We start from the raw sequence: 23,027 nt of genomic DNA, 5'->3' as shown, positions 1-23,027 counted from the left end.
CAAGCGCTTCTATCCTTGGTCACGAACGAACGCGCCGGACGGAGGCAACCACCCTTGACCTACCCACCGACGTCCGGCCCCGACGGGATCCAGCCTCCACCGCCCGACCCGCCGATCCAGCCCTACCAGCCACCGCAGTCCTACACCTCGCCCGGATATCCGCAACCGCCGCAGGCATATCAGGCGCCCGCCGCACAGGATCCTTACGCGCCCTACGGTCTCGGCTATGCGATGCCGCAGTACGACTACGGGAACCCGGGCAGTCCGTACGGGTACCCGTCGTACCCACCGGGTCCCCGCCCCACCGAGGGCATGGCGATCGCCTCGCTGGTGGTCTCGTGCGTGTCGATCGCGGGACTCTGCGGCTGGTGGGTCGGCGGTCTGCTGGGGGTGCTCGGGGCGATCTTCGGGCACGTGGCAAGGAGGAAGATCCGTCAGACGGGCGCCGGCGGGAGCGGGATGGCGCTGGCGGGGATCATCATCGGCTGGGTCGTGACGGCGATCGCCGTGGTGGGGGCGGTCGTGCTGGTGGCGGTGATCATCAACGACGGGTCGAACGGCGGCGAGTTCTGATCCGGGTGTGACGCTCAAGCGGGCAGGTCCGAGCCGGTGAAGCCGCGCAGTGTCAGCCACCGGGCTGGGGAGCGATGGGCACGCCGGTCGTCGGCATCGGGATCATCGGACCCTCCTCCACGAAGATCAGTGGAGCCGTCCGGCCGTAGTGCCGGGGCATCTTCTCGCGGGCCCGTTCGAGGTCCTGGGTGCCGATCTCGACGCCCACGCCGTCGTGGCGGGCCGAGATGGTGGAGATGCGGACGCCTCTGCTTCGCCAGGCTTCGAGGTCGGCGGCGATGTGGTCCTGCCAGCGGGTCAGTTCCTCGAGGCTGTGGGCCGCGTCGCGGACGAAGATGCACGTGTTCTCCGCGGCCTGCCTGATGAAGTCGTCGAATGCGGCCGACGGGACCCGGTAGACGATGGCTCGTACCCGTTGCTGGTCCACCTCGAGTCCCGCGTAGCTGGCCGCGTGGTGGGTGCGGCCGCCGGCGTCTATACGGGCCATCGCCGCTGCCAGCACGGCCGGGGTGACCGGGTGGGTGCGGCCGTCGATGGTCATCGTCTCCGGTGTGCGGGAGAACTCGCAGCCGGCCGTTGTCCAGCCGCCCGTCAGGCCGGCCTCTGCCGGTCGGGGTTCGTCGCAGGCTCCGGTCATGAGCACCGCCCCGAGCAGCAGCCCACCGAGCAGACATCGAAAGCGGCGCATCGCATGCCCCCTCTCTACCGCGCTTGGTGGCAGTTAGCCAAGGGGTTCAACGACGCGCGGCCGGGGCCGGACGCCGTCCGCAGGGCCCGACGAGGGCAAAGACACCGGCCGGAGCAGCTCGGGATCACCGACGCCGGCGAAGAAAGGCAGAAGGGCCCAGGACTGGAGGATGCGGCGGCAGGATCGGTTCAGAGCGGCTCGGGATCAGCGGCGTCCGCGAGCGAAGCCGAGGCCGCCGCCCCCTTGCGGCTTCGCGCGCTCGCCAGAATGACCACCGCAACCCCCACCACCAGCACCGCGAGCCCCGGCAACGCCGCCGAGCGAGGCGCCTGGCCGAGCCACGCCCAGGCCAGCAGCGCCGCTCCCGGCACCTCCAGCAGGATGAGCACGCTCACCGTCGTAGCCGACACGTGCTCCAGCGCATAGTTGAACATCGAGTGCCCCAGCAGCTGCGCCCCCACCACCAGCGCCAGGATCGCTGCCCAGGTGCGGCCGTCGTAGCCGGTCATCGGTACGCCCGCAGCCAGGCACCCGACGAGCAGCAGCAGCGCGCAGGTCCCGTAGCAGGCCCAGGTGTACGTCGTCGTGCTGAACCGGGCCCGGGCGCGTTCCCCGAACGCCGTGTAGACCGCCGCGGCCATGGCGCCGAGGAGGGCGAGCACGTCTGCGAGCACCGCCTGCGCCGAAACTCCCACGTCCACACCGGTCGCCCAGCCGACGCCCGTGACGGCGAGGGCGATGCCGGCCCAGCCCCAGCGGGAGGGGCGGTCGGTGCCGCCGGATGCCGCGGCGATCAGGCCCTGCCATACCGGCTGGGTCGCCACCAGGGCCGTCGCTGTCGCGACCGAGCCGAGCTGGACGCTCGGCATCCAGGTGGCGAAGTGGGCTGCCAGCGATACGCCCGCCAGGAAGCAGAAGAGGCCGTCGCGGCTGAGCAGGGTGCGGACCTCGGTCCGGCGGGGGCCGGCGCTGATCGGGGTGAGGGCGACGAAGGCGAGGCCGTTGCGCCAGAAGGCGACGGCCAGGGCGGGGGCCGCCGCGTACGCGATCAGGGGCGCCGATGACGAGACTGCTACAACTGCGACGACTAAAGCGACGACTGTCAGGAATGCGGGTGTTGAGCGCGTATTCATCCCCGGCCGTCGCTTCTTGCATATGAACACGTCACAGTTTGTGGACCTCAGTTGAGCGGAAAGTGAAGCGGTCGTTACGCTCACCGCCGTTGTTCATCGGTCAATGCCCCTGGAGAGTGGTTCTGGATGCCCGCCTACCAAGCGGTGCTGTTCGACTTCTTCGGCACGTTGACGCGCTCCGTCAAGCGCGGACCTCAGCATGCCGACATCGCCCGGGCGCTCGGGTGTGATCCCGACGCCGTGCTGAGCGTCCTGGACCGGACTTTCCAGGTCCGGGCCCGGGGCCAGCTGGGCTCCGCCGAGGCCACCCTACGGTGGGTCACCGAGCAGGCCGGCGGCAGCCCGCGACCGGCCCAGCTGCAGGCGGCCGTGCCGGCGCGGGTCGACGCCCTGCGGGCCGACACCGAGCTGCGCGCGGACGCGGAGAGCGTTCTCTCGGCGCTCAAGCGTCGTGGGCTGCGGACCGCTGTGATCAGCGACTGCACGCACGAGCTGCCCGCCTTCCTGCCGAGCATGCCGATCGCGCCGCTGCTGGACGTCAGCGTGTTCTCGGTGGAGGTCGGCCGCTGCAAGCCCGATCCGCTCATCTACCTGGAGGCCTGCTGGCGGCTGCGGGTCGCGCCGGAGGACTGCCTCTACGTGGGTGACGGCGGCAGCCGCGAGCTGACCGGGGCGGCCGCGGTCGGGATGACACCGGTACGCCTGAGCGCCCCCGACCTCGCCGACCACCTCGTGTTCAACCGGGACGAGGACTTCGCCGGGCTCAGCGTGAGCTCGTTGTCCGCGGTCGTCGACCTGCTGGACCGCGTACCGGCTCTGAACTGACCCTAGGATGGGCCGGTGACGACCGAGCTCGTGGCCGAGGCGATCAAGAAGGCCGGCATCGCCTGGATCAGCGTCGAGGACCGGCCGGCCCTGGGCCTGTGGGTCATGCCGCTCGACGGGGCACTCGTCGTGCTCAGCGGGCCGGGTGAGCAGTCCGCACCGGGCCTCGCCGACGCCACCACCGCCCAGGTGCGTCTCCGCGGCGACAACGGGGGGCTCATCGTCATCGTCGACGCCGTCGTGGAGCGGCTCGTGCCGGGCAGCGAGGCCTGGGACGAGATCGCTCCCCAGCTCGCCGCCAAGCGCCTGAACGCCTCGGGCACCGCCGAGGAGCAGGTCGCGCGGTGGGCCGAGACCGGATGCGCGGTCGTCCGGCTCACCCCTGCGGAGACCACACCGGTCGCCGCGCCCGAGCTTCCGGCGGATTCGGGTGCGGCGGCGCCGCGGGAGACCCCGGCGAGGGTTCCGGTCCGTCGTCCCTTCCGGCTTCATCGGGTACGCAGAAAGCGGCGCTAGCCGATGAACGGCGGCACCGCGATCTCGCCCCTCGCGACCGGCACCACGTGCCCCGCCACCGTCGCCGACGTCGCCTCGCCCCCGGAAGCCGTCACCGTGCACTCGAGCAGGGACGGCCGGTGCATCTCGAGACCCTGGTGCACCGTGTACGCGGTGGTGCCGTCCCCTGGCAGCCAGCCGTTCGCGACCAGCCACACCCCGAGTCCCAGGGCCGCCGAACCGGTCGCCGGGTCCTCCGGCACCGACACGCCCGGGCAGAACACCCTGGCGTACGCGGTGCGCGTGTCGGCGTCCCAGGCGAAGACGCTGATCTGCGACACCCCCGCCTTCGCCGCGCCGGGGGTGTCCGCCCAGGCCCGGGCCAGCGCCCGGCGCTCGACCGGCAGGTACACGAACTCGAGCCCGCAGCCGGCCGCCGACGGGGTGGCCGAAGCTCCGGCATAGTCGTCTGCGGCGAGCCCGGTCAGATCCAGCAGCGCTGCGGGCGTGAACTGGGCCCCGAGCGTCGGCGTACCGCCGGTGAGGGTCGCCGAGCCGGTGTCCGCGACCTCGATCGGCAGCAGGCCCGCCCCGCACTCCTGCACCAGGCGTCCGGCGGCGGCCAGTCCCCGGCGTACCGAAGTCACCGCCGCACCGACGCTCGGGTGACCGGCGAACGGCAGCTCGGTCTCCGGGGTGAAGATCCGCGCCCGGTAGGTGGCCTCGATGTCGGTGGGCGGCAGCACGAACACCGTCTCGGAGAGGTTGAACTCGCGCGCCAGCGCCTGCATCTGGTCGCCGCCCAGCGCCTCGGCGCCGTAGACGACGGCGAGCGGATTGCCCGCGAACGGCCGGTCGGTGAAGACGTCCACGATCTCGTACGCCACGGTAGACATGTCATGACGCTAACCCAGGCTGCCCGGTGCAAGTCGTGACGGGATGCGGCAACCCCTAGGCTGTTTGCGTGACCATGGGGACGAGGGTTTACCTTGCGCGGCTCGCCGCTCTGCCCGTGTTCGACCCCAACGGCGACCGGGTGGGCCGGGTCCGCGACGCCGTCGTGCGGTTGCGGACCACCAACCGGCCGCCGCAGGTCGTGGGGCTGGTCGCCGAGATGGCGCTGCGGCGGCGGATCTTCCTGCCGATCGGGCGGGTCACCTCGATGGACGCCGAGGCGGTCGTGCTCAGCACCGGCACCCTGAACCTGCGCCGGTTCGAGAAGCGGCCCAACGAGCTGCTGGTGCTCGAGGACCTGCTGGACCGCCGGGTGACCATCGAGGCCGAGGACCGCACCGGCCCCCAGCAGACCGGCACGGTCGTCGACCTCGGCATGGACCTCAACCGCAACAACGAGTGGCTGATCACACGGGTCGCCGTACGCCAGCACACCGGCCGGCTCGCCCGGCGCGGCCATCTGTACCAGGTCGAGTACGACCGGGTCCGAGGGCTCGTCGGCCCGACCGACACCCAGGGCAGCGCGAACCTGGTGGCGCTGCTGGAGCAGATGCGCCCGGCCGACATGGCGAACGCCCTGCAGGACCTGTCGGACAACCGCCGTAACGAGGTGGCCGCGGCGCTGAGCGACCGTACGCTCGCCGACGTGCTCGAGGAGCTGCCGGAGCACGACCAGGTCGAGATCCTCGTCCACCTCAACCGGGAACGGGCCGCCGACGTGCTGGAGCGGATGGACCCGGACGACGCCGCCGACCTCCTCGCCGAGCTGCCCAAACCCGAGCAGACCATCCTCCTAGACCTCATGGAGCCCGAGGAGGCGGCACCGGTCCGGCAGCTGATGAGCTACACGCCGGGCACCGCGGGATCGGTCATGACCTCGGAGCCGGTGATCCTGCCGCCGGACGCCACGGTGGCGGAGGCCCTGGCCCGCATCCGGGAACCGGAGCTCTCCCCGGTGGTGGCCGCGCAGGTGTTCGTGGCGCGGGCGCCGTCCGCGACGCCGAGCGGGAAGTACCTCGGCATGGTGCATTTCCAGCGGCTGCTGCGCGAGCCGCCGTCGTCGATCCTGGGCGGCCTGATCGAGACCGACATCGACCCGCTGCAGCCGGAGACGAACCTGATGGAGATCACCCGGCGGATGGCCACGTACGACATGGTCGCCATGCCGGTCGTGGACAACGCGTACCGGCTGGTGGGTGCGGTCACGGTCGACGACGTGCTCGACCACTCCCTGCCCCGCGACTGGCGCGACCGTGACACGGCCGACGCGGCGCTCGAGGAAGGCCCCTCATGACGGACACTCGGCGGGACCGGCTGGATCGCCTGGACCAGCCGGTGGAGCCGGGGCGGGTCCGGCTGCCCCGCTTCGACCCGGAGGCCTTCGGGCAGTGGTCGGAGAACATCGCCCGCTACATGGGTACGGCGAAGTTCATCGTCTACATGACCGTGGTCATCGGGGCGTGGTTCGCGTGGAACACCCTCGCGCCCAAGGGACTGCGCTTCGACCCGTACACGTTCACGTTCCTGACCTTGATCTTGTCTTTGCAGGCGTCCTATGCCGCGCCGCTGATCCTGCTCGCGCAGAACCGGCAGGCCGACCGCGACCGCCTCGCGATGGACGAGGACCGCCGCCGGGCCGCCATGCAGAAGGCCGACACCGAGTATCTGGCCCGCGAGATCGCCGCGCTGCGCATCGCGCTGGGCGAGGTCGCCACCCGCGACTTCCTCCGCTCGGAGCTGGCGCGGATGGCCGACGAACTGGACGAAGCCGCTCATCGGCGGCAGAAGCTCGAGCGCAAGGAGTGGGAGGAAGAGCACTCCTGACGCCCTCGGGCGCTTGCGTAAGCTTGGCGTCATGTCCGCACCCGCCCCCACCCTCGAGGAAGCCGTCCAGGCCGCCCTCGCCACGGTCGACGACCCCGAGATCCGCCGGCCGATCACCGAGCTCGGCATGGTCAAGGGCTTCACCGTCGCCGGCACCAAGATCTCCGTCGAGATCCTTCTGACCGTCGCGGGCTGCCCGCTGCGCGACAAGCTCACCAGCGACATCACCGCCGCGGTCACGAAGATCCCCGGGATCGACTCGGTGGAGATCGACTTCGGTGTGATGAGCGAGGAGCAGCGCAAGGCCCTGCAGGCCACGCTGCGCGGCGGCGGTCAGAGCGCCGAGCCGGTCATCCCGTTCGCGCAACCGGGTTCCAAGACCCGGGTGTATGCGGTGGCCAGCGGCAAGGGCGGCGTCGGCAAGTCCAGCGTCACCGTGAACCTCGCCGCGGCGCTGGCCAAGCGGGGCCTGTCCGTCGGCGTGATCGACGCGGACATCTACGGCCACTCGGTGCCGCGCATGCTGGGCGTCGACGGCCGCCCGACCCGGGTCGAGGACATGATCATGCCGCCGCAGTCGCACGGCGTGAAGGTCATCTCGATCGGCATGTTCACCGCGGGCAACGCGGCCGTCGTCTGGCGCGGCCCGATGCTGCACCGCGCCCTGCAGCAGTTCCTGGCCGACGTGTTCTGGGGCGACCTGGACGTGCTGCTCCTCGACCTGCCGCCGGGCACCGGCGACGTCGCGATCTCCCTGGCGCAGCTGCTGCCGAATGCGGAGATCCTAGTCGTGACCACCCCGCAGGCGGCGGCCGCCGAGGTGGCCGAGCGCGCCGGGGCGATCGCGCTGCAGACCCACCAGCGGCTGGTCGGCGTGGTGGAGAACATGTCCTGGCTCGAGCTGCCGGACGGCACCCGCATGGAGGTCTTCGGCGCCGGCGGCGGGGAGACGGTGGCCTCGTCGCTCACCCAGACGGTGGGAGCCTCCGTGCCGCTGCTGGGCCAGGTGCCGCTGGACACCCGGGTCCGCGAGGCCGGGGACGCCGGCACCCCCATCGTGCTCGCCGACCCGGACGCTCCCGCGGCGAAGGCCCTGGACGCGGTCGCCGACCGGCTGGCGGTCCGGCGCGAGTCGCTCGTCGGCAAGCCCCTCGGCCTGATGGTGAACGCGCGCCGCTAGGTCGCGTCGATGTCGAAGGCGTGCGGCGCCGGGGCGGGGTTCACCGTCGCGGCGCCGTTGCCGTTCGAGCGGTGAGCCTTGATGTCGGCGGCGGCCGCCACGTCGTCGAGGTCCGACTTGACGCCGTTGAGGTCGGTCTTGACGTCGTCGAAGAGGCCCTGGAGCGGCTTGCGGATGGCCGCCTCGTCCTCCTCGCTGAGCAGGTGCTTGCGGATGAACGCCTTGGGGTGCAGATCCTGCAGCTGGATGTCGGTACCCAGCTCGCGGCTCAGGTCGCTGGTGGCGTTCTGGGCCATGGCCCGCAGGCCGCGGAGCATGCGGAGGCCGTCGCCGATCACCTTGGGCAGCCGCTCGCCGAAGATCAGCAGGGCGAGCATGAGCAGCGCGCCGATCTCCCACCAGTTCAGGTTCTCGAACATGGCGGCCTCCCCTGCCCGTGAGGGCTTCTCACTTCGCGTCGGCTGCCAAGGTTACTGACGCTGTCTGTGTGCCGGTGCCCCGGCGGTACTCCACCGAGACGGTGGCGCCCGGCGCGTACTTGCGGACCAGGGCGATCAGGTCCGTGCCGTCCTCCAGCACGTGCCCGTTGATCTTGGTGATCACGTCGCCGGACTTCAGGCCCGCGGTGGCCGCCGGGCCGGCCGCCTGGACCGAGCGCAGCCGCGCCCCGGCCGAGCCGCTGGAACCCGTCGCGCCGCCGGTGGAGACCTCCGCACCGATCACCGTACGCCGCGCCTTGCCGGTGTCGATGATGTCCTCGGCGATCCGCCGGGCCTGGTTGATCGGGATGGCGAAGGCCAGGCCGATGTTGCCGGCCTCGGTCTCGGTGCCGCCGACCGAGCGGATCACCGAGTTGACCCCGACCACCCGGCCGGCCGCGTCGACCAGCGGCCCGCCGGAGTTGCCCTGGTTGACCGCCGCGTCGGTCTGGATGGCCGCGTAGTAGCGGGTCGTGCCGCCCGGGTCGCCGGCCTGGATGGTGCGGTCGAGGGCGCTGACGATGCCGTAGGTGACCGTGTTGACGAGCGCGAGCGGGGAGCCGAAGGCCAGAACCGGGTCGCCCACCGCGATCGAGTCGGAGTCGCCGAACTGCACCGCGGGCAGGTTGCCCTTGGAGACTTTGATCACTGCGATGTCGGACTCGGGGTCGCGCCCCACGAGGGTCGCGGAGGCCGAGGAGCCGTCGCTGAACGACACCGACATCGTCTTGTCGGCGTCCTCCACGACATGGTCGTTCGTGATCACGTAGCCCTCCCGGCTGGCCACGAAGCCGGAGCCGATGGCGCCGGTGACCCGGACCGTCACGACGCTGGGCAGCACCTGCTTGGCCACACCGGCGAGGGACTCCGGGGCTCGCTGGGCCGCGCTGGGGGCCGCCAGCGGAGTGCCGCCGAGCTGCGTGCCGCCGCCACCGACGCCGCTGCGGGCCGCGAAGACATACCCGAGGGTGCCGCCCAGGCCGCCGGCCAGCAGGGCCGTGACCAGGCAGATGAACAGGATCGGGGTGAGCGAGCGGCGAGGCGCGTCGGGGTCGATGACCCGCTCGGGCTCCGGGCCGGTGCTGACCGGCGCGCTGGGCACCACGACGGCGGACGGCGCGTACGGGTCTCGCCACGGATCGGTCAGCGCATCCGACCACCAGGGTGAACCACCCGACGCCGGGGGCGTCGCGGCCGGCGGAGTCTGAGGCTGGCGCCAGTTCCAGCCGTCGGTCACGTCGGTGCCTCCACTCGTCGTCGGCGGAGCCCGGAGGCTCCTCCTCCAGGATGACACGAATCGGCGGCAGTCAGCCCCACGGAAGGTCCAGTCGCCGCTTTCCGCCCTCGATCCACCCGTGCGCGAAGGGTGACCGTCGCTCTACGCTCATACCCGATGTGCACCGGTTGTCTTCCGCGCATCCCACACGGAGGTCGTCATCGTCACCGCAGCCCGCCAGCTCGGCACCCCCAGCGCGCAGTCGATGCAGTTCGCGGAGGCGTACGCCGCCGAGGACATCGTGCTGCAGACCGCCCGCAACCTCGCCCTCGAGGTCGGCCTCACCTGCGTGACCCCCGGCGCGGGCTCCGTGCTCAGCCTGCTCGCTGCCGCGGGCAACGCCAAGGCTGTCGTCGAGATCGGCACCGGTACGGGGGTCAGCGGCGTCTGGCTCCTGCGCGGCATGCGACCCGACGGGGTGCTCACCACGATCGACGTGGAGAACGAGCACCAGCGCATCGCCCGGCGGATCTTCCAGGAGGCGGGGTTCGCCGCGTCGCGTACCCGGATCATCACCGGCCGTGCCCTCGACGTCCTGCCCCGGCTCGCCGACGGGGTCTACGACCTGATCTTCGTCGACGCGGACGCCACCGAGTTCGGTGCCTGCGCGGACGCGGCCCAGCGGCTCCTGCGGCCGGGCGGCATCCTCATCGTCAACGGCGCCCTGGCCGGCGGGCGGATCAGCGACCCGGCGGCGCGGGACCCGGACACGATCACCATCCGGGAGACGGTCAAGAGCGTCCGGGAGGCCGAGAACTGGATCCCGGCCCTCATCCCGGCCGGCGCCGGCCTCCTCGCCGCCGTCAAGTGCTGAGATAGCGCAGCAGCGTCCGTACGCCCCAGCCGGTGGCGCCCTTGGTCAGGTCGGCGTCGTGCTCCGCGGACCACGCCGGGGCCGACATGTCGAGGTGCGCCCAGCGGTCGACGCGATCACCCAGGAACTCGCGGAGGAACAGCGCCGCCACCACCGAGCCGGCGCCCAGGGCCGGGGAGCTGTGCCGGTCCGCGATGTCGCTGCTCAGGTAGTCGACGTAGTCGTCGGGCAGCGGCAGGCGCCACATCTGCTCCCCCGCGGCACGGCCGGCCGACTCCAGCGCGGCGGCCAGGTCGTCGTCGTGACTGTAGAGGGCGGCGGTGCGCGTACCGAGGGCGACCGCGTTGGCTCCGGTGAGGGTGGCCAGGTCGATGACGACGTCCGGCTCGAGCTCCGCCACCGCGTACGCGAGGACGTCGGCCAGGACGAGGCGCCCCTCGGCGTCCGAGTTGGTGGTCTCCGTCGTGGTGCCGTCCCACTGCGTGATCACGTCGCCCGGGCGGAACGCCGAGCCGCTGACCGCGTTCTCCGCCAGCGGCGCGAGCGCGGTGACCCGTACCGGCAGATTGAGGTCGGCGGCCCCGAGAGTGGCGGCGATGATCGCTGCGGCCCCGCCCATGTCCTTCTTCATCAGCTTCATGCCCTCGCGCGGCTTGATCGAGATGCCGCCGGTGTCGAAGGTGATGCCCTTGCCGACCAGCACCACGTGCCGGGTCGCGCCTTCCGGCCGCCAGGCTGCCTCGACCAGGCACGGCGGTGTCGCGGAGCCGCCCCCGACGGCCAGCAGCCCGCCGAAGCCCTCCGCCCGTAACCGGTCCGGGTCGCGCACGGTCACGGTCACACCGGGACGGGCGGCGGCCTCGTCGACGACCTGGCCGGCGAACCAGGCCGGGTTCTTCACCGACGCGGGCGTGTTGGTCAGGTCGCGGGCCAGCCAGGTCGCCGCGGCGGTCACCCGTGCGGACGCGAGGCTCTCGGCGTACGCGTCAGAGTCTGATGTCCGGAGGGTGACCTCGACGGACCTGGGGCCGACGACGGCGTCGCGGAACCGGTAGCCGGCGAGCCACATCCCTTCCGCAAGGCCGCGCAAAGCGGCCGGGTCGACGCCCGGAGGCACGACCACGTGCAGCGCCTCATCGGCCGGCACGGACCGGATCGCGGCGGCGCCGGCTGCCCGCCAGCCGGCCTCGTCCCCGGCACCGACCCCGACGATCAAGACCTTGGCAGGGGTACGCAGTGGGCGCGGCAGCGACAGCACCGCGCCCGCCTGACCGGGGTCACGCGACTCACGGTGCAGCGCCGCGGTCTCGTCGTCACCGCCCGCCAGCACGCCGTCCGCGTTTGCCGCGAGAACCGTGGTGCCGGCCTCAGCGACGGCGACCAGGCGAATCCCGAACACTGGAGGATGACCCTTCCACGAAGACATGGAAAGCCCGCCGGTGCGGCAGGTACCGTACCGGCGGGCCACGTGAAACGTCAGCCGGCGATCGCCTTCAACGCGTCACCCAGCGCGTTGGCCTCGTCCGGAGTCATCTCAACGACGAGACGGCCACCACCCTCCAGCGGGACGCGCATGACAATGCCGCGCCCTTCCTTGGTGACCTCCAGCGGACCATCGCCCGTCCGCGGCTTCATCGCCGCCATCTTGTCTCCCCTCAGACCTACATCAGGGTCGGTGGGTTACCCCACAGCCACTTGCACTTCGAACAGCTCGGCAACGACGCCTCGCGCTCAGCCCCGCGATGCGCCGTACACCTCGTTCCGACCGCCGGAGTCGCCCCCGCTGGACCGACCCGAGACCGCGGCGCTGCGGGCCTCACCAAGGTCAAGCGGCGCGGCCCACCGTGCCGATCAAACATTTTCCCTGATGAACACCGGCGAACCCAAACCCAACCCGGGCTGATGTGACAGCGTCTAGCATATCGTCTTTCGGGCTGTCACAATGTGCGGTCATGCAGGCGCGGTCGGCACTCTTCGACCTCTACGGCGACTACCTCCGCCCGAGAGGCGGCCGCGCGCCGGTCGCCGCCCTCGTCAAACTGCTGGCACCGCTGGGCATCGCACCGCCCGCGGTCCGCACCGCGGTCTCCCGAATGGTGCGACAGGGCTGGCTGCACCCGCTGCGCCTGACGTCCGGACCAGGCTATCTGCTCACCCCCAAGGCGGCCCGGAGACTCGACGAAGCGTCCGCCCGGATCTACCGGACCGGCCGCTCGAACTGGGACGGCCGCTTCGACCTGATCCTGCTCAACGCGCCGGTGGCCCGCCGGGACGCGCAACGGCTGAGCTTCCTCGGGTACGGCATGCTCGACGACCGCGCCTGGGTCGCCCCCCGGCCGGCCGACGAGATCGACAGCGTGCTGGCCGAGACGGGCGTGGCCTACGAGCGCTTCAACGCCGGCCACGCCGCCGGCTCCCCGGGTGCCGCCGACATGGTCGGCCGGGCGTGGAACCTGACGGAGATCGGCCAGGCGTACGAGGACTTCGTCGCCGCCCAGCGGCCGGCGGTCACCGCGATCAACGCCCGCAGCTCCGACGAGGACGCGTACGCGGCCCGCTTCCACCTGGTCCACGCCTGGAGAAGCTTCCTCTTCCGCGACCCCCAGCTGCCGGCCTCGCTCCTGCCGTCGCCCTGGCCGGGCCAGAGCGCGGCGACCTTCTTCGACAAGCACGCGACCCGGCTCCGCCCCGCGGCGGACCGCTTCGTGGAACGGTGCCTGGCATCGGCGTCCCGCGGCGGACGTGTGGGATTCTCAGAACCATGACGGACGCTCTGCTAGTCGACCGCACCGATGCGGTCGTCACCCTCACCCTGAACCGCCCCGACGCCATGAACGCCCTCGACGTGGACCTGAAAGAGGCCCTGCGCGACACGCTGGCACAGCTCGAGACGGACAGGTCGGTCCGGGCGGTGGTGCTGGCGGGCGCCGGGAACGCCTTCTGCGTCGGTCAGGACCTGCGCGAGCACGCGGGCGTCCTGGAGAGCGGCTCGACCGACCTGGACACCGTGCGGGCGCACTACAACCCGATCGCCCAACGCTTGGCGAGCCTGCCGAAGCCGGTGGTCGCCGCCGTACGCGGCACGGCGGCCGGAGCGGGCGCCTCGCTGACCCTGCTCGCGGACTTCCGCATCGGCGGCCCGAAGACGACGTTCCTGATGGCGTTCGCGAACGTGGGCCTGGCCGGAGACACCGGCGTGTCCTGGTCGCTGCCGCACATCGTCGGCCGCGCCCGGGCGCTGGAGCTGCTGCTGCTCGCCCAGCCGGTCCGAGCGCAGCAGTGCTACGAATACGGCCTGCTGACGCAACTGCTGGAAGACGACGAGCAGGTGCTGCCGACCGCGCAGGAGTTCGCCGCACGGCTGGCGGCAGGCCCGACGGTGGCCTACGCGGCGATCAAGCGCGAGCTTTCCATCGGTACGGCGGGCACCCTGTCCGACGCGCTGGCGGCGGAGGCACAGGCGCAGGCGATCTGCGGCGCCACCAGCGACCATCAGAACGCGGTGTCCTCGTTCGTCGCCAAGCAGAAGCCGGCGTTCGAGGGTCGCTGAACCTCAGGTCCTCCGGCCGCCGCCCCGCCGACAGTATGAGTCTTTCGGTATAACCGATCCACGCCGGTAAATGTTTGACTCTCCGCAACGCTTCGTTGGGGAGGTCCGGATGGTCAGGTTGCGCAGGATTCTGGGCGGGGTCGCGGCCGCGCTCACGGTGGCGGCGATGGGCACCGTGTTGCAGACATCACCGGCGTCGGCCGCCGACGACGGCCCGCAGAGAGTCGTGGGCGGCACCCGCGCCACTCAAGGCGAGTTCCCGTTCATGGTCCGCCTCTCGATGGGCTGCGGCGGCGCCCTCTACAGCCCGACGCTGGTGCTCACGGCGGCCCACTGCGTCAACGGCACAGGCACCAACACGTCCATCACCGCGACACTCGGCGTGGTCGACCTCAACTCGTCGAGCCGGATCACCCGCAGGTCCAACTACGTCTACCAGGCGCCGGGCTACAACGGCAGCGGCAAGGACTGGGCCCTGATCCGCCTCTCGAGCCCCGTCACCGGCCTGGCAACGCTGCCCATCGCCACCTCGTCGACATACGACACCGGCACCTTCACCATCGCCGGCTGGGGCGCGGCACGCGAGGGCGGCAGCCAGCAGCGCTACCTGCTGAAGGCCACGGTCCCGTTCGTCAATGACACCACCTGCAACTCCAGCAGCATGTACGCAGGCGACATCATCCCCGCCGAGGAGATCTGCGCCGGCTACACCCAGGGCGGCGTGGACACCTGCCAGGGCGACTCCGGCGGCCCCATGTTCCGCCGCGACGCCGCCAACGCCTGGATCCAGGTCGGCATCGTGAGCTGGGGCGAAGGCTGCGCCCGCCCGAACAAGCCGGGCGTCTACACCCAGGTCAGCTACTTCTCGTCGGCGATCCGCTCGGCGGCGACGAGCCTCGGCGGCTGATCGCAAGAGCGCACACGGGCCCCGGAGCGTTAGCTCCGGGGCCTCAGTCTTCCTCGTCCTCCTCAGGATCGAGATTCGCCTCCTCGCCGAGCACGAAGGCCTGCATGGCCAGCTCGTCACCCGACGGCGAGACGAAGGTGGGAAGCTCCGCGGGACCGAGCTCGAGCACGTACGACCAGAACTGCCGAACCGCCTCGGCCGGACTCGCCGCCTCGATCGGCAGATCCAGGCTGACCAGCCACGTCTGCTTGCCCCGATCCCCGGCCAGCCGCCCGGCGTAGCGCCGGAACGTCTCAGCATCGATCTCGGCCACCGACTCGCCCCGCGGCAGCCCGTCGGCCGGCACCGGCTGGTCGAACGACCGCCGCGTGTAGGCCACCTCGACCTCGGGCACCCCGTGCGCTCCGCGCTTCTCAGACTCCTGGCCGGCCACGATCCCCAGCGCGACGACGGACGGTTCATCCCCGCCGGCCACGAGCAGCACGTCGTCACCGGCGGCGGGACTCACCCCGGCCGACCCTGCCACCGACAGGGTGTCGTGATGGAAGAGGCGTTCGCTCGCCCATCGATCCGCCGGAATGGTCACCACCCACTGAGCCATGCGGACTATGACATCACGCCCGCTTGGTACGCGGACCGCAGCCTCCACCGTCCGTGGCCGTGGTCGCTTGCTTCGGACGGGCGGCAGTCGGGCCACGGCAGTGCCGGCCGCTCAGGGCAAGGAGCCGACGGGCGGATCCCTCGGTCGGCGGAGCCGCGGGACCGGGGTCGCAGGGCCGCCGGGCCGCAGGGGCGCGGGTCAGGCCCGGCCCGGGGGCGAAGGACGGGTCAGGGCCTGGTGGGTGGGACGAAGCAGCCCGCCAGGTGGTCGTCGACCATGCCGGTGGCCTGCATGAGTGCATAGGCCGTCGTGGGGCCGACGAACTTGAAGCCGCGCTTCTTCAGGTCTTTGGCCATGGCCGTGGATGCCGGAGTGACCGCCGGGACGTCGGCTCGGGTGGCCGGGCGGGGCCGGGGCGCCGGCGCGTATGACCAGAGGAGGGCGGAGAGGCCGTCGGGGAGGTCGGCGGCCACCTTGGCGTTGTGGAGGGCGGCGTCGACCTTCATGCGGTTGCGGACGATGCCGGGGTCGGCCATCAGACGGTCGGCGTCCTCGGTGTCGAACGCGGCCACCGCCTCGATGGAGAAGCCGGCGAACGCCCGCCGGAATGCCGGGCGTTTGCGCAGGATCGTGATCCAGGAGAGGCCGGACTGGAAGGCCTCCAGGCACATCCGCTCGAACAGGGCGTCGTCGCCGTGGACCGGCTGTCCCCACTCTGTGTCGTGGTAGGGCACGTAATCGGGGGTGCTGCCGCCCCAGGAGCAGCGAGCGCGGCCGTCCTCCCCCACCACGAGCCCGTCCGGAAGCACTTCGGCGCCGGTCAGCCCTGTCTCGGCCGGCCCCTCGGCTGAGCCCACCGCTTGCTCGGCCGACGTCTGCGGCAGCATGGCGCCGGCGTGGGATGAGGCTTGCGCAGGGCTGGGAGCCGGCTGGTGCGGGCCGGGACCGGCGATGTCTTGCTTCATGGCGCTCACCGTAGGGGCACCCTCTGACAAGAACGGGTCAGGGGAGCTTGCCCTCCTCCACCAGCCGGCCGAACTTCTTCAGGGCGCCCTTGAAGCTGAGTTTGGAGCCGGGCCACAGGACGGGCCAGGCGAGTTTGCCGGCCGCTCCTCCCGGCAGGTGGAACCACTCGTGCATGACCACCTGAGTGCGGTCGCCGCCCATCGCGGTGCAGCGCATTGTTCCCGGGCCGCGGAGGACTTTGCCGCAGTGGACGACCTTGAGCTCGTAGGGGGCGTCGACGCGGATCACGCGCATCTCGTCTCGGAGTGCTGCCGGGCCGAGGGCGGTAACAGCCTCGATGAGGCTGCCTTCGCCGCCGTCGCCTTCGACTACGCGGACCTTGGTGAACGGCATCCAGTCACTTTGCCGTTCCCAGTTGAGGAAGGCGGCGAAGACGCGGGGGGCGGGGGCGTTGACGATGACCGTCGCGGTGACCTCGCCGGTGCCTGGTTTCGCGGCGTCACCCAGGCCGTCGGCGGCCGGCTCGGTTTCGCTCATCGGCGCTCCGCCGGTTCTTCGTCGGTGCGTTCGGCGGAACGGGCCGACTCGTCCGAGGGGGTCGAGTTCGGAGCGGACGCGGGCGAACCGGATGACGAGCCGGGAGTCGCCGACGACGTGGTGCCCGACGAGGCCTTCGGCGCGGAGGACGGGCTCTCCGGCGAAGACGCCGCTTCAGAAGACGTGGCGGCAGCAGAGGACCCGACGGCCCCGGCGGACGCCGCGGCCGGAGAAGACTCAGCCGGAGACGAGGTGGCTCCGGATGAGGGGGCGGTTGCGGGAGACGTTGCGGCAGCTGAGGTGGGCGCTGTAGTGGTCGGCTGGGCGGCGGCCGGGGTCGGGGTGACCGGGGCGTCGGCCGGCGGGGGTGGCGGGGCGATCGCCGCCTCGCGGGCGCGGCGGAGCACGTCGGCGTCGGCCGTGCGGCCCTCGCGCAGCGCTGTCACCTCGGCCTCGAGGACGCCGATCAGCTCCGTCTTGTAGCCGATGTCATAGGCCGCCCGCTGGAGGGCCTGGTCCACCTGGGCCATCCGGTAGCCGCGGAAGGCCGTGTCGAAGCGGGTCCGGAAGATGTCCTCCTCCCCGAGCGGCCGGTCGCTCGGCAAGGGGAGCGCCTTGCCGTCGGGTTCGACCGGCGTCAATCCGGGGTCTCCGCCGCTCACCATGACGGTCACGCCGAAGACGATCGCCGCGACCACGAGTGCCACGACGACGAAGAGGAGTAGCTGACCCATGGGCACGATCGTGGCATGAGCGCTGCGGCGTGGCGAGCCCGCCACCCCGCCTGTGGACAAAGCGTGGCGGGTCGGCACCCTGCCTGTGGACAAACCATGGCGAGTCGATACCCCATCTGCGGACAAAGCGCTGCCAACCGCCAGTCTGCCAGGGCGGGAGGGCGTCAGGTCCAGGTAAGGATCTTCTTGCGCCAGGCGTACAGGATGCCGAGCGCCAGGACCGCCACGAAGATGCCCATCTCGGCCACGGTCACCGCGCCGAAACCCGGGCGGTCGAAGATCACCGCCCAGGGGAACAGGAACACCGCCTCGACGGCAAAGAGCACATAGAGGTACGCGTACACGTAATAGCGGATCTGCGCCTGCGCCCAGTCGCCGCCGACCGGGTCGATGCCGCTCTCGTAGGCGACCCGCTTGCCGGCCGGTTCCGCCGGGTTGGCCGGGCTGAGCAGCTTGTTCGCCCCGAACGCGCCGACGAAGACGAGGACGCCGGCCGCCAGGAGCAGGCCCAGCGTGGCGTACGTACCCAGATACCCGTCCACGAGCGTCAGCCTAGCGAACCACAGGGTGAACTCGATTGGCTCAGGCAAGCCTTGCCTGGCTACTGTGGTCGTCGGTCTGTGATCGGACAGGAACCCTTACCGGCGGCGGTAAGGGGCGCCGACGTAGGCTGGAAGTGACGATTGCGGGCCGGCTCATCGACGTGCGTACCCGCCGGCCGGCTCCCTCAGGAGGTCTGAACGTGGCCGCTCCCGCGAAGCGTGTCGAGCAGCTCGACCGTGTGGTCATCCGGTTCGCCGGGGACTCCGGTGATGGCATGCAGCTGACCGGCGACCGGTTCACCTCGGAGACCGCTCAGCTCGGCAACGACATCTCGACGCTGCCCAACTTCCCGGCCGAGATCCGGGCGCCCGCAGGCACCCTGCCGGGCGTGTCGAGCTTCCAGGTGCACTTCGCCGACTACGACATCCTCACGCCCGGCGACGCGCCGAACGTGCTGGTCGCCATGAATCCGGCCGCCCTGAAGGCCAACCTCGCCGACCTGCCCGCCGGTGCCGACATCATCGTGAACACCGACGAGTTCTCCAAGCGCAACCTGGCCAAGGTCGGGTATGCGGTGAGCCCGCTCGAGGACGGTTCGCTGGAGCAGTGGGCGGTGCATCCCGTCGCGCTGACATCGATGACGGTGGCCGCGCTCGCGGACTCCGGGGTGGCGAAGAAGGACGCCGAGCGGGCCAAGAACATGTTCGCTCTCGGCCTCCTGAGCTGGATGTACTCGCGGCCGTACGCGTCGACGCTCCGGTTCCTGGAGCGCAAGTTCGCCAAGCGGCCGGAGCTCGTGGCGGCAAACAAGGCCGCCTTCACCGCCGGCTGGAACTACGGCGAGACCACCGAGACATTCTCGGTGCGCTACGAGGTCAAGCCCGCGAAGATGCTGCCGGGCACCTACCGGAACATCACCGGTAACGCCGCGCTCGCGCTGGGGCTGGTGGCCGCCGGTGTGCGTGCGCAGCTGCCGGTGTTCCTGGGTGCGTACCCGATCACGCCGGCCTCGGACATCCTGCACGAGCTGAGCAAGCACAAGCGCTTCGGCGTCACCACGATGCAGGCCGAGGACGAGATCGCCGCGGTCGGTGCCGCTCTGGGCGCCTCGTACGGCGGCGCGCTGGGCGTGACCACCACATCCGGGCCCGGTGTGGCGCTCAAGGGCGAGACCATCTCGCTGGCGATCGCCCTCGAGCTGCCGCTGGTGATCGTCGACGTGCAGCGGGCCGGGCCGTCGACGGGCATGCCGACCAAGACCGAGCAGGCCGACCTCAACATGGCGCTGTACGGCCGGCACGGCGAGGCGCCTCTGGCGGTCATCGCGCCGAAGTCGCCGTCGGACTGCTTCCACGCCGCGATCGAGGCCGCGCGGATCGCGTTGACCTACCGCACGCCGGTCATCCTCCTGTCGGACAACTACGTGGCCAACGGCTCGGAGCCGTGGCTGCTGCCCGAGGTCTCCGAGCTGCCCGACCTGCGGGTGGAGTTCGCGACGCGGCCGAACGGCGAGGACGGGCGCTTCCTGCCGTACCTCCGGGACCCGGAGACCATGGCCCGGCCGTGGGCGATCCCCGGCACGCCCGGCCTGGAGCACCGCATCGGCGGCCTGGAGAAGGCCGACAAGACCGGTGACATCTCCTACGACCCGGCCAACCACGAGTTCATGGTCCGGACCCGCGCGGAGCGCATCGAGCAGATCCCCGTGCCCGACGTCGCCGTCGAGGACCCGGACGAGAACGCGCGCGTGCTGGTGCTCGGCTGGGGTTCGACGTACGGGCCGATCGGCGCCGCCTGCCGGGCGCTGCGTCAGCGTGGCCTGCCGATCGCCCAGGCACACCTGCGGCACCTGGCGCCGCTGCCGGCGAACCTCGGCGAGGTGCTCAAGGCATACGACAAGGTGATCGTCCCGGAGATGAACCTGGGTCAGCTGGCCCACGTGATCCGGGCGAAGTACCTGGTGGACGCGGTTCCCTTCAACCAGATCAGCGGCCTGCCCTTCACCGCCGCGACGCTGGAGAACATGCTCGAGGACGTGGTCAAGAATGGCTAGCCCGACGATTCCGCTCACCCCGGTGAAGCTCACCGCCAAGGACTTCAAGTCCGACCAGGAAGTGCGCTGGTGCCCGGGCTGCGGCGACTACGCGATCCTCGCCGCCGTGCAGGGCTTCATGCCGGAGCTCGGCATCCCGCGCGAGAACATCGTGTTCGTCTCCGGCATCGGATGCTCGTCCCGCTTCCCGTACTACATGAACACGTACGGCATGCACTCGATCCACGGCCGCGCGCCGGCGATCGCGACCGGCCTGTCCGCGTCGCGGCCGGACCTGTCGGTGTGGGTGGTGACCGGTGACGGTGACGCCCTGTCGATCGGCGGCAACCACCTGATCCACGCGTTGCGACGGAACGTCAACCTGAAGATCCTGCTGTTCAACAACCGGATCTACGGGCTGACCAAGGGCCAGTACTCGCCGACCTCCGAGCTCGGCAAGATCACCAAGTCGACGCCGGTGGGATCGAGCGACGCGCCGTTCAACCCGCTGTCGCTGGCGCTCGGCGCGGAGGCCACCTTCGTGGCCCGCACGATCGACTCCGACCGTAAGCACCTGCAGTCGGTGCTGCGGGCGGCGGCGGAGCACGAGGGCTCGGCCTTCGTGGAGATCTACCAGAACTGCAACATCTTCAACGACGGCGCGTTCGAGCTGATCAAGGACCCGACCACCCGCGACGAGCATTTGATCCGCCTGGAGCAGGGCCAGCCGATCACCTTCGGTACGGACAACCGCTACTCCGTCGTGCACCCCGAGGGCAGCTTCGGCCTGCAGGTGCAGGAGGGCGGCAGTCCGCTGGTGCACGACGCGACAGTGGACGACCCGGCGTACGCGTTCGCGCTGAGCCGCCTGTCGGGCTCGGACCTCAACACGACCCCGATCGGCGTGTTCCGCAACGTCCGCCGGCCCTCGTACGACGAGTTGCTCCAGAAGCAGCTGCAGGACGCCAAGGCGCAGGCGACCGGTACGCCCGAGCAGATGCTCGGCGACCTGCTGAGCGCCGGCGACACCTGGACGATCCTGTAGCTCAGCCACTCCCGCACGTCGCCGGGTGCGGGAATCCGGTCATGAGCCGCCAGGCGATTGGATTCCCGGACCCGGCCCTCGGCGGGAGCGACGGTCTGCACCACCCACCGAGCTACGACAACCTGATTTTGATCTTTCAGACGCTCGCCGCGACGCTGTTCTCCTCGTCGCGGATGTAGATGAGCATGTCGCCGGTCTCGATGGTCTCGGCGTGCTCGCCGCCGAGCGCCACGACCTTGCCCCGCCGGATGAGCGCGACCACCAGGGTCTGCAGCTCCCGCGGGTTGCGACCGACCTCGCTGCGTTCGGCGGAGCGCATGGCCAGCGCCATGCCCTGCCCGGGGGTGAGCAGGTCCTCGACCACGTCGATGAGCGGCGGCGTCGTGGTGGTCAGGCCCAGCAGGCGCCCGGCGGTCGACGACGACACGATGACGTGGTGGGCGCCGCTCTGCTTGAGCAGGGCGGCGTTCTCCTGCTCGCGGACGGCGGCGATGATGCGCACCTGGCCGGCCGTCAGCTGGCGGACCGTGAGCGAGATCAGGACGGACGCCTCGTCGCTGTCGGTGGCGATGATGACCGACTTGCAGTTCTTCACATCCGCTTCCAGCAGCACGGACGAGCGGGTGGCGTTGCCCTCGATGGCGACCAGCCCGTTCGCCGCGGCCTGGCGCAGGGCCGCCTCCCGGTTCTCCACGACGATGATGCGTGACTTGTCGTAGCCGGTCTCGAGCAGAGCCCCGATCGCCGCGCGGCCCTTGGTGCCGTAGCCGCAGACGATGATGTGATCCTTCAACTTTCGCCTCCACCGGCTGACCCGCAGGCTGTTCCGGTACTGGTCGGTCAGCACCTCGAGGGTCGTGCCGACCAGGATGATCAGGAAGAGCACGCGCGCCGGGGTGATGAACACGATGTTGACCAGGCGGGCGTCGGGTGTCACCGGGGTGATGTCGCCGTAGCCGGTGGTCGAGAGTGACACGACCGCGTAGTAGAAGCAGTCGAGCAGCGTCAGGCCGTCTTCGTTGACGTCGCGGTAGCCGTCCCGGTCGAGATAGATCAGCCCGACCACGAGCAGCACGAGGACGACCGCGGCCACGACCCGCACGGCGAGCGCCCGCAGCGGTCCCTGTCTGACCAGCGGTAGATGGATCACCGGACGTCCGCCTGCACGTTCACACCATAGCGGCCGGATCCACAGCCTTTTCCAGGACATCACAGGAATGCCCCGCCGCGGAATACCCGCCGGTAAGTTAGAACATTGTTAAGGAAAATCGATTGACGCCGTTGTATGCGCTCGGTGACAACTCGAACACTGACGGGCAGCGGCCCTCACGAGGGGCCCCACCGTTGGAGGTCTCGATGCACCGGTTGCTCCGCCGTACGCTCGTCATCCTCGTCTCCACCGTCGCCCTCCTCGCGCCCGCGGCCGTCGCCCGGGCCGCGGCCACCAAGGCCGAAGTCCTGTCGTCCTGGACCCAGACGACAGCGGCCAGCACGAACGCCTGGAACGCCGCCCGCCTCGACCGCGAGCCCTGGGCGTCGTACCAGTTCGACTGGTCGACCGACTACTGCTCGTCGAGCCCGGACAACCCGCTCGGCTTCGACTTCACCCTGTCGTGCTGGCACCACGACTTCGGCTACCGCAACTACAAGGACCTGGGAACCTTCTCGGCGAACAAGTCGAGGCTGGACTCGATGTTCTACGCCGACCTCAAGCGCAAGTGCGCGACGTACAGCAGCCTGCAACAGCCGGCCTGCTACAGCGTGGCCTGGACCTACTACCAGGCGGTGGTCATCTTCGGTTCGCTCGAGGCGGTGAACCCGTCCGACATCGACCGGGCGCGCACGCAGCTGCGATAGCCCGGCTGCGGCCC

26 protein-coding genes are annotated in these 23,027 nt (G+C 70.8%); 13 read left to right on the top strand and 13 right to left on the bottom strand.

All coding sequences use genetic code 11. From position 1 onward, the window contains the following. The first annotated feature begins 54 nt into the window (after positions 1-54). Positions 55-573, top strand: coding sequence for a DUF4190 domain-containing protein (locus tag AB0J80_RS02075; protein ID WP_364699289.1), 519 nt, complete (start codon positions 55-57; stop codon positions 571-573). Between the two features lie 52 nt (positions 574-625). On the opposite strand, the gene AB0J80_RS02070 is transcribed toward AB0J80_RS02075, so the two are convergent. Then, positions 626-1,261, bottom strand: a complete 636-nt coding sequence (locus AB0J80_RS02070; RefSeq protein ID WP_364699287.1) for a hypothetical protein — start codon at positions 1,259-1,261, stop codon at positions 626-628. A 188-nt stretch (positions 1,262-1,449) separates the two neighbouring features. Beyond that, positions 1,450-2,394 (bottom strand): DMT family transporter, encoded by a 945-nt coding sequence (locus AB0J80_RS02065; RefSeq protein WP_364699285.1) that lies wholly within the window; start codon positions 2,392-2,394, stop codon positions 1,450-1,452. A 126-nt stretch (positions 2,395-2,520) separates the two neighbouring features. Here AB0J80_RS02065 and AB0J80_RS02060 point away from each other — a divergent pair, with 126 nt between their 5' ends. Together AB0J80_RS02060 and AB0J80_RS02055 are read left to right on the top strand one after the other, a co-directional pair. After that, positions 2,521-3,219: an HAD family hydrolase gene (locus AB0J80_RS02060; protein ID WP_364699283.1), complete on the top strand. Its 699-nt coding sequence runs from the start codon at positions 2,521-2,523 to the stop codon at positions 3,217-3,219. Positions 3,220-3,234: 15 nt separating this feature from the next. After that, positions 3,235-3,735 (top strand): hypothetical protein, encoded by a 501-nt coding sequence (locus AB0J80_RS02055; RefSeq protein WP_364699282.1) that lies wholly within the window; start codon positions 3,235-3,237, stop codon positions 3,733-3,735. On the opposite strand, the gene AB0J80_RS02050 is transcribed toward AB0J80_RS02055, so the two are convergent. Beyond that, positions 3,732-4,610: a PhzF family phenazine biosynthesis protein gene (locus tag AB0J80_RS02050; RefSeq protein ID WP_364699280.1), complete on the bottom strand. Its 879-nt coding sequence runs from the start codon at positions 4,608-4,610 to the stop codon at positions 3,732-3,734. The genes AB0J80_RS02055 and AB0J80_RS02050 overlap by 4 nt on opposite strands. Before the next feature lie 68 nt (positions 4,611-4,678). Here AB0J80_RS02050 and AB0J80_RS02045 point away from each other — a divergent pair, with 68 nt between their 5' ends. The 3 genes from AB0J80_RS02045 to AB0J80_RS02035 are packed head-to-tail and all read left to right on the top strand — an operon-like array spanning position 4,679 to position 7,672. Continuing rightward, the gene (locus AB0J80_RS02045) at positions 4,679-5,962 is read left to right on the top strand and encodes a CBS domain-containing protein (protein WP_364699278.1); all 1,284 of its coding nucleotides are present in this window, start codon (positions 4,679-4,681) and stop codon (positions 5,960-5,962) included. Further along, a complete protein-coding gene (locus AB0J80_RS02040; RefSeq protein ID WP_364699276.1) occupies positions 5,959-6,492 on the top strand; it encodes a DUF1003 domain-containing protein in 534 nt (177 codons plus the stop codon). Before AB0J80_RS02045 ends, AB0J80_RS02040 begins: the two co-directional genes overlap by 4 nt. 31 nt (positions 6,493-6,523) lie before the next feature. Further along, entirely contained in the window at positions 6,524-7,672 is a 1,149-nt protein-coding gene (locus AB0J80_RS02035; RefSeq protein WP_364699274.1) for an Mrp/NBP35 family ATP-binding protein, read from the top strand. Here AB0J80_RS02035 and AB0J80_RS02030 read toward each other — a convergent pair. Both AB0J80_RS02030 and AB0J80_RS02025 read right to left on the bottom strand, forming a co-directional pair. After that, positions 7,669-8,091: a preprotein translocase subunit TatB gene (locus tag AB0J80_RS02030; RefSeq protein WP_364699272.1), complete on the bottom strand. Its 423-nt coding sequence runs from the start codon at positions 8,089-8,091 to the stop codon at positions 7,669-7,671. The genes AB0J80_RS02035 and AB0J80_RS02030 overlap by 4 nt on opposite strands. 28 nt (positions 8,092-8,119) lie before the next feature. Continuing rightward, complete coding sequence (locus AB0J80_RS02025) at positions 8,120-9,388, bottom strand: trypsin-like peptidase domain-containing protein (protein ID WP_364699270.1); 1,269 nt, start codon at positions 9,386-9,388, stop codon at positions 8,120-8,122. 244 nt (positions 9,389-9,632) lie between these two features. Between AB0J80_RS02025 and AB0J80_RS02020 the strand changes: the two genes are divergently transcribed. Continuing rightward, positions 9,633-10,241, top strand: a complete 609-nt coding sequence (locus AB0J80_RS02020) for an O-methyltransferase (protein WP_364699268.1) — start codon at positions 9,633-9,635, stop codon at positions 10,239-10,241. Here AB0J80_RS02020 and AB0J80_RS02015 read toward each other — a convergent pair. Then, positions 10,231-11,640 carry a leucyl aminopeptidase family protein gene (locus tag AB0J80_RS02015; protein WP_364699266.1) on the bottom strand — a complete coding sequence of 470 codons (1,410 nt, stop codon included), beginning with the start codon at positions 11,638-11,640 and terminating at the stop codon, positions 10,231-10,233. The two genes, AB0J80_RS02020 and AB0J80_RS02015, sit on opposite strands and share 11 nt — an antisense overlap. Positions 11,641-11,717: 77 nt before the next feature. Then, the gene (locus AB0J80_RS02010; protein ID WP_015625691.1) at positions 11,718-11,885 is read right to left on the bottom strand and encodes a DUF3117 domain-containing protein; all 168 of its coding nucleotides are present in this window, start codon (positions 11,883-11,885) and stop codon (positions 11,718-11,720) included. 308 nt (positions 11,886-12,193) lie between these two features. Here AB0J80_RS02010 and AB0J80_RS02005 point away from each other — a divergent pair, with 308 nt between their 5' ends. The 3 genes from AB0J80_RS02005 (at position 12,194) to AB0J80_RS01995 (ending at position 14,698) form a co-directional block, all read left to right on the top strand. Continuing rightward, the gene (locus AB0J80_RS02005; RefSeq protein WP_364699264.1) at positions 12,194-13,006 is read left to right on the top strand and encodes a PaaX family transcriptional regulator C-terminal domain-containing protein; all 813 of its coding nucleotides are present in this window, start codon (positions 12,194-12,196) and stop codon (positions 13,004-13,006) included. After that, positions 13,003-13,791: an enoyl-CoA hydratase-related protein gene (locus AB0J80_RS02000; RefSeq protein WP_364699262.1), complete on the top strand. Its 789-nt coding sequence runs from the start codon at positions 13,003-13,005 to the stop codon at positions 13,789-13,791. Before AB0J80_RS02005 ends, AB0J80_RS02000 begins: the two co-directional genes overlap by 4 nt. Before the next feature lie 109 nt (positions 13,792-13,900). Beyond that, entirely contained in the window at positions 13,901-14,698 is a 798-nt protein-coding gene (locus AB0J80_RS01995) for a serine protease (RefSeq protein ID WP_364699260.1), read from the top strand. A gap of 43 nt (positions 14,699-14,741) precedes the next feature. Here AB0J80_RS01995 and AB0J80_RS01990 read toward each other — a convergent pair whose 3' ends face one another. The 5 genes from AB0J80_RS01990 to ndhC all read right to left on the bottom strand — a co-directional run bounded on the left by AB0J80_RS01990 (position 14,742) and on the right by ndhC (position 18,078). Next, entirely contained in the window at positions 14,742-15,299 is a 558-nt protein-coding gene (locus AB0J80_RS01990) for a hypothetical protein (protein WP_364699258.1), read from the bottom strand. 227 nt (positions 15,300-15,526) lie between these two features. Continuing rightward, positions 15,527-16,090 carry a DNA-3-methyladenine glycosylase I gene (locus tag AB0J80_RS01985; protein WP_364700147.1) on the bottom strand — a complete coding sequence of 188 codons (564 nt, stop codon included), beginning with the start codon at positions 16,088-16,090 and terminating at the stop codon, positions 15,527-15,529. 211 nt (positions 16,091-16,301) lie between these two features. Then, the gene (locus tag AB0J80_RS01980) at positions 16,302-16,802 is read right to left on the bottom strand and encodes an SRPBCC family protein (protein WP_364699256.1); all 501 of its coding nucleotides are present in this window, start codon (positions 16,800-16,802) and stop codon (positions 16,302-16,304) included. Next, positions 16,799-17,536: a DivIVA domain-containing protein gene (locus AB0J80_RS01975; RefSeq protein WP_364699254.1), complete on the bottom strand. Its 738-nt coding sequence runs from the start codon at positions 17,534-17,536 to the stop codon at positions 16,799-16,801. The genes AB0J80_RS01980 and AB0J80_RS01975 overlap by 4 nt, the downstream gene beginning before the upstream one ends. A gap of 164 nt (positions 17,537-17,700) precedes the next feature. Beyond that, positions 17,701-18,078 carry an NADH-quinone oxidoreductase subunit A gene (gene ndhC / locus AB0J80_RS01970; RefSeq protein WP_364700146.1) on the bottom strand — a complete coding sequence of 126 codons (378 nt, stop codon included), beginning with the start codon at positions 18,076-18,078 and terminating at the stop codon, positions 17,701-17,703. A gap of 200 nt (positions 18,079-18,278) precedes the next feature. Here ndhC and AB0J80_RS01965 point away from each other — a divergent pair, with 200 nt between their 5' ends. Together AB0J80_RS01965 and AB0J80_RS01960 are read left to right on the top strand one after the other, a co-directional pair. Beyond that, complete coding sequence (locus AB0J80_RS01965; protein ID WP_364699252.1) at positions 18,279-20,132, top strand: 2-oxoacid:acceptor oxidoreductase subunit alpha; 1,854 nt, start codon at positions 18,279-18,281, stop codon at positions 20,130-20,132. After that, positions 20,125-21,156, top strand: coding sequence for a 2-oxoacid:ferredoxin oxidoreductase subunit beta (locus tag AB0J80_RS01960; RefSeq protein WP_364699250.1), 1,032 nt, complete (start codon positions 20,125-20,127; stop codon positions 21,154-21,156). The genes AB0J80_RS01965 and AB0J80_RS01960 overlap by 8 nt, the downstream gene beginning before the upstream one ends. A 136-nt stretch (positions 21,157-21,292) precedes the next feature. On the opposite strand, the gene AB0J80_RS01955 is transcribed toward AB0J80_RS01960, so the two are convergent. Continuing rightward, positions 21,293-22,306, bottom strand: a complete 1,014-nt coding sequence (locus AB0J80_RS01955) for a potassium channel family protein (RefSeq protein WP_364699248.1) — start codon at positions 22,304-22,306, stop codon at positions 21,293-21,295. A gap of 206 nt (positions 22,307-22,512) precedes the next feature. Here AB0J80_RS01955 and AB0J80_RS01950 point away from each other — a divergent pair, with 206 nt between their 5' ends. Beyond that, positions 22,513-23,013 (top strand): phospholipase, encoded by a 501-nt coding sequence (locus AB0J80_RS01950; RefSeq protein WP_364699246.1) that lies wholly within the window; start codon positions 22,513-22,515, stop codon positions 23,011-23,013. Positions 23,014-23,027: the final 14 nt, after the last annotated feature.

It is taken from the genome of Actinoplanes sp. NPDC049548 (assembly GCF_040676695.1).
Taxonomy (GTDB): domain Bacteria; phylum Actinomycetota; class Actinomycetes; order Mycobacteriales; family Micromonosporaceae; genus Actinoplanes.
Note: the sequence above shows the minus strand (reverse complement) of the source record. Positions and strands in the feature narration are given on the sequence as shown.